This window comes from Limimaricola litoreus, assembly GCF_024159025.1.
GTDB classification, from domain to species: domain Bacteria; phylum Pseudomonadota; class Alphaproteobacteria; order Rhodobacterales; family Rhodobacteraceae; genus Limimaricola; species Limimaricola litoreus.
Genome location: NZ_JAMYXC010000106.1, coordinates 1 through 5,347 on the forward strand (window position 1 = coordinate 1; position 5,347 = coordinate 5,347).

At 68.3% G+C, this 5,347-nt stretch carries 6 protein-coding genes; 3 read left to right on the top strand and 3 right to left on the bottom strand.

The genetic code is table 11. The features are described 5' to 3' along the window. Window positions 1-739, top strand: a 739-nt coding sequence (locus NHG85_RS06975) for a cytochrome c (RefSeq protein ID WP_253331051.1), incomplete at its 5' end; no start/stop codon positions are given. 40 nt (window positions 740-779) lie between these two features. Here the strand turns inward: NHG85_RS06975 and lipA are convergent. Beyond that, window positions 780-1,736 carry a lipoyl synthase gene (gene lipA, locus NHG85_RS06980; protein WP_253331053.1) on the bottom strand — a complete coding sequence of 319 codons (957 nt, stop codon included), beginning with the start codon at window positions 1,734-1,736 and terminating at the stop codon, window positions 780-782. Between the two features lie 204 nt (window positions 1,737-1,940). Between lipA and NHG85_RS06985 the strand changes: the two genes are divergently transcribed. Further along, the gene (locus tag NHG85_RS06985; RefSeq protein WP_253331055.1) at window positions 1,941-2,489 is read left to right on the top strand and encodes a peroxiredoxin; all 549 of its coding nucleotides are present in this window, start codon (window positions 1,941-1,943) and stop codon (window positions 2,487-2,489) included. Window positions 2,490-2,504: 15 nt separating this feature from the next. Here NHG85_RS06985 and NHG85_RS06990 read toward each other — a convergent pair whose 3' ends face one another. Continuing rightward, window positions 2,505-3,431: a LysR substrate-binding domain-containing protein gene (locus tag NHG85_RS06990; protein ID WP_253331057.1), complete on the bottom strand. Its 927-nt coding sequence runs from the start codon at window positions 3,429-3,431 to the stop codon at window positions 2,505-2,507. 106 nt (window positions 3,432-3,537) lie between these two features. Here NHG85_RS06990 and NHG85_RS06995 point away from each other — a divergent pair, with 106 nt between their 5' ends. Then, window positions 3,538-5,028 (top strand): catalase, encoded by a 1,491-nt coding sequence (locus NHG85_RS06995; protein WP_253331059.1) that lies wholly within the window; start codon window positions 3,538-3,540, stop codon window positions 5,026-5,028. A 58-nt stretch (window positions 5,029-5,086) separates the two neighbouring features. Here NHG85_RS06995 and NHG85_RS07000 read toward each other — a convergent pair. Next, window positions 5,087-5,347, bottom strand: a 261-nt coding sequence (locus tag NHG85_RS07000; RefSeq protein WP_253331060.1) for a DUF6456 domain-containing protein, incomplete at its 5' end; no start/stop codon positions are given.

Sequence of the window (5,347 nt, forward strand, 5' to 3'; positions counted from 1 at the left end):
GGGCTGCGCCGCCTGCCACGTGGCGCCCGAGGCCGAAATCGGCGCGGCGCCGGTGCTCGCGGGCGGGCGGGCTTTCGCCTCGCCCTTCGGCACCTTTCACGCGCCCAACATCTCGCCCTCGCCGCAGGGCGTGGGCGACTGGTCGGACGCCGAGATCATGGATGCGGTGATGCGCGGCGTCTCACCCTCGGGCGCGCATTACTATCCCGCCCTGCCCTATGCCGCCTATGACCGCGCCGATCCGCAGGACATGCGCGATCTGGTGGCGCATCTGCGCAGCCTGCCGCCCTCCGATGCCGAGAGCCTGCCCCATGACGTGCCGTTTCCCTTTTCGATCCGGCGCGGCGTCGGGCTGTGGAAACTTCTGAACCTCGACGAGGGCTGGGTCGTGCAAGGAGAGCTGTCCGAGGCAGCGGAGCGCGGGCGCTACATCGCCGAGGCGCTGGCCCATTGCGGCGAATGCCACACGCCGCGCGGGCCTCTGGGCGGGCTCGATCACGCGCGCTGGCTGTCTGGCGCGCCCAACCCCTCGGGCGAAGGGCGCATTCCTGACATCACCCCCGCCGGGCTCGACTGGTCCGAGGCGGACATCGCCTATTACCTGGAAACCGGCTTCACCCCCGATTTCGATACCGCCGGGGGCGAGATGGCTCTGGTGGTCGAGGAAATGGCGAAGCTGCCGGAGGAGGACCGCATGGCGATCGCCGCCTATCTCAAGGCGGTGCCGCCGGCCGAGTGACCGACGGCGGATTTGCGTATTTGCAGAAAGATGAAACGGATCAGGCGCCCAGACGGGCCAGCCGTGCCGCGCGCAGCTGCGCGAAATCGTCGCCCGCGTGGTAGGACGACCGCGTCAGCGGCGTGGCGGAGACCATCAGAAAGCCCTTGCCGCGCGCTGCCTTCTCATAGCTCGCGAACTCCTCGGGCGTGACGAAACGGTCCACCGCGTGATGCTTGGCGGTGGGCTGCAGGTACTGGCCGATGGTCAGGAAATCGATGTCGGCGGCGCGCATGTCGTCCATGACCTGATGCACGCCCTGCTTGTCCTCGCCGAGGCCCACCATGATGCCCGATTTGGTGAACATCGACGGGTCGAGCTCCTTGACCCGCTGCAACAAACGCAGGCTGTGGAAATAGCGCGCGCCGGGGCGCACCTCGGGGTAGAGGCCGGGCACGGTCTCGAGGTTATGGTTGAACACGTCCGGCTTGGCCGCGACCACCACTTCGAGCGCACCGGGCTTGGCCTTGAGAAAGTCGGGCGTCAGGATCTCGATCGTGGTGCCGGGCGACTGGCGCCGCACGGCGCGGATCGTCTGGGCGAAATGCTCGGCCCCGCCATCGTCGACATCGTCGCGGTCGACGGAGGTGATCACCACGTGATTGAGCCCGAGCTTCTTGACCGCATCGGCGACGCGCCCCGGCTCGAACACGTCGAGCGTGTCGGGCCGGCCCGTCGCCACGTTGCAAAAGGTGCAGCCGCGGGTGCAGATCTCGCCCATGATCATCATGGTGGCGTGGCCCTGGCTCCAGCATTCCCCGACATTGGGGCAGCCCGCCTCCTCGCAGACAGTGACGAGCTTGTGCTCGCGCATGATGTCGCGCGTCGCCTTGTAGCCCTCGGAGGTCGGCGCCTTGACGCGGATCCAGTCGGGCTTCTTGGGCTGCGGCGCGCTGTCGGCGCGGCGCGCCTTTTCGGGGTGGCGGTCGCCGGGGATCTTCAGGTCGCGCACGGTCATGCCTTTCCTCTTGGCCTCACCGATACATAGGCCCCGCAGGCCATGGGCGCAACGCGGCAGGGGCCGGGCGGAGCGCGCCTGCTGCAACCCCGCCATGCATCCCCGGCGGAATGGCGATCTGCCGCATCGCAGCATTGCGGAGCCGCGCCCGATTTCCTAAGTGACGCCCCGAACCCATCGATCAGACAGACAGGAGCATGCCCCATGCAGCCCGGCGCCCGTATTCCCGACGTGACCTTCCGCACCCGCGTGCGCGACGAAAGCATCGACGGCCCCAACCCCTTCCGCTGGGAAGAGCGCGACACCGCCTCCTATTTCGCGGGCAAGCGCGTGGTGCTCTTCTCCCTGCCCGGCGCCTTCACGCCCACCTGCTCGACCTACCAGCTGCCCGGCTTCGAGAAGAACATCGAAGCCTTCCGCGCACAGGGGGTCGACGCGATCTACTGCATGTCGGTCAACGACGCCTTCGTGATGAACCAGTGGGCCCGCGCGCAGAACCTCGAGAACGTCGAGGTCATCCCCGACGGCTCCGGTGAGTTCACCCGCCGTGCCGGCATGCTGGTGCGCAAGGACAACCTGGGCTTCGGCCTGCGCTCCTGGCGCTATGCCGCCGTCATCAACGACGGCCGCGTCGAGGCATGGTTCGAGGAGCCGGGCCTGTGCGACAACCACCCCGAGGACCCCTACGGCGTCTCCTCGCCCGAGAGCGTGCTCGAATGGCTCGAAGCGGCGAACCGCGAGCAGGCCGCCTGATCCGATCCTGATCCCCTAGGGACAGACCGCGCGGGCCGAGTTCAGAAGCTCGGCCCCCGCATCGCGCAGGAGCGCGGCCAATGGCGCGGCCCAGCCTTCCTCGCCGCCCGCCCGATGCACCAGCGCCAGCTCGCGCGCGGGCTCGGGTGCCGCAAAGCGCATCAAGGACAGACCCGGCGCCGCCGCCGTCTCGGCCCTCAGCGCGATCTCGGGCAGCAGCGTCAGCCCGAAGCCCTCGGCCACCAGCCCCGCCAGCGTGGCCAGCGACGACGCCCCCAGATCGACGCGCCCGCGCTCCCTCAGCCCGCAGACCTCAAGCGCCTGATCGGCAAGACAATGGCCCTCGTCGAGCAGCAAGAGCTGGTCGGGTGCCAATTCCGCCGGGTGCCGTGCCTCTGTCCCCTGCGACCAGCTCGCCAGCCGCGCCTGCGTGCCCGCCAGCACGAAGCGGTCCTCGATGAGCGGCTCCACCGCCAGCCCCGCGCCCGGCAGCGGCAGCGCGGCGACCACCGCGTCCACCCGCCCCGCCTCAAGATCGTCGAGCAGTATTTCGGTCTGCGCCTCGCGCACCCGGATGTCGAGCGTGAGATCCTGCGCGCGCAGCCGCGTCAGCGCGCCGGGCAGAAGATAGGGTGCCACGGTCGGGATCACCCCGAGCCTGAGCCGCCCCGTCAGCCCGCGCGACAGCCGCGCCGCGCGCTCCAGATCGGCGACCTCCGACAGGATGCGCCGCGCCCGCTCCAGCACCTCGCGCCCGGCCCGCGTCAGCCTTATGCCGCGCGGCAGCCGCTCCACGAGGACGACGCCGAGAATGGTCTCCAACTCGCGGATCTGCTGGCTCAGCGCCGGCTGCGTGACGAAGACCGTCTCGGCGGCGCGGCCAAAGCCGCCGGTTTCGGCCAGCGCCACGAAATAGCGCAACTGTTTGAGTGATGGTGTCATGCCCTATCCATAAGCCTGCCTTATGGGAATGGCCAGAAAATCCGATTTTGCCTTTTGGCCGCTGCGCGCCATAGTCCTGTCCAAAGCCAACCCCCGGAGGACAGCCATGACCGATCGCCCCCGCCTGACGACATCCGCCGGCGCGCCCGTCGCCGACAACCAGAACGCCAAGACCGTGGGCCCGCGCGGCCCCGTGCTGCTCGAGGATTACCAGCTGATCGAGAAGCTCGCGCATCAGAACCGCGAGCGCATCCCCGAGCGCGTGGTCCACGCCAAGGGCTGGGGCGCCTATGGCACCCTGCGCGTGACCGAGGACATCACCAAGTATTCCCGCGCCGCCGTGTTCAAACCCGGCGCCGAGACCAAGATGCTCGCGCGTTTCTCGACCGTGGCCGGCGAACAGGGTGCCGCGGATGCCGAGCGCGACGTGCGCGGCTTCGCGCTCAAGTTCTACACCGAGGAAGGCAACTGGGACCTCGTGGGCAACAACACCCCCGTCTTCTTCGTGGCCGATCCCTACAAGTTTCCGGATTTCATCCACACCCAGAAGCGCCACCCGCGCACCAACCTGCGCTCGGCCACCGCGATGTGGGACTTCTGGTCGCTCTGCCCGGAATCGCTGCACCAGGTGACGATCCTGATGTCGGACCGCGGCCTGCCGCAGACGCCGATGCACATGAACGGCTATGGCAGCCACACCTTCTCGCTGTGGAACGACGCGGGCGAGCGGTTCTGGGTCAAGTTCCATTTCAAGACCCGGCAGGGCCACAAGCACTTCACCAATGACGAGGCGGTGCAGGTCATCGGCAAGAGCCGCGAGACCTACCAGGAGGCGCTGTTCGGCACCATCGCGAACGGGCATTTCCCGAAATGGGACATGTACATCCAGGTGATGCCCGAGATGGAGGCGATCGAGTTCGAGAAGAAGACCGGCTGGTCGGCCTTCGACCTCACCAAGGTCTGGCCGCATGGCGACTACCCGCTGATCAAAGTCGGCGAGATGGAGCTCAACCGCAACGCCGAGAACTACTTCGCCGAGATCGAGCAGTCGGCCTTCAACCCGTCGAACGTGGTGCCTGGCATCGGCTTCTCGCCCGACAAGATGCTGCAGGGGCGGCTGTTCTCCTATCCGGACGCGCATCGCTACCGGATCGGCACGCATTACGACGCGCTCGAGGTCAACAAGCCGAAATGCCCGGTGCACCACTACCACCGCGATGGCGAGATGCCGATGGGCCTGCGCACCAACCCCGACGCCTATTACGAGCCCAACAGCTTCGGCGGGCCGGTCGAAGACCCGAGCGTCAAGGAGCCGCCGCACCGCTACGAAGGCGAGGTGGGTCGCTACGATTTCCGCTCGGAGGCCGATCACTACAGCCAGCCGCGCGCGCTGTTCCAGATGTTCGACGAGGGCCAGAAGAGCCGCCTCTTCTCGAACATCGCGACCGCGATGACCGGCGTGCCGCAGGAGATCGTCGATCGCCAGCTGGAGCATTTCGACAAGGTCGATCAGGCTTACGGCGACGGCGTGCGCGAGGCGCTGCGCCACGCCAAGACCGAGAACGCGGGCGTCGATACCAGCCACGCCGCCGAGTGATCGGCTGACGCTTTGAGGCGATGGGCGGCGGCGGGGCAACCCGCCGCCGTTTCGCGTCTCAGCCGATCATGTCGCCGCCCGACATGGCGTCGTAATGCCGGCGCAGCCGCTGCAGCGCGATGCGCAGCACGATCTTGCCCGAGCGCGCCGACCAGCCCATGCGCCGCTCCAGCACCTCCATCCCCTCGAGATAGCAACAGCAGCGCAGCGCCACGTCGCCCAGGCCCGGGCCGAGATCGACCAGCGCCGCGGCCAGCCTGCCGCGCGCACCCGACAGGACCTGCCCGCCGCCCTGCCCGCCCTCGCAGCCGCCGGTGAG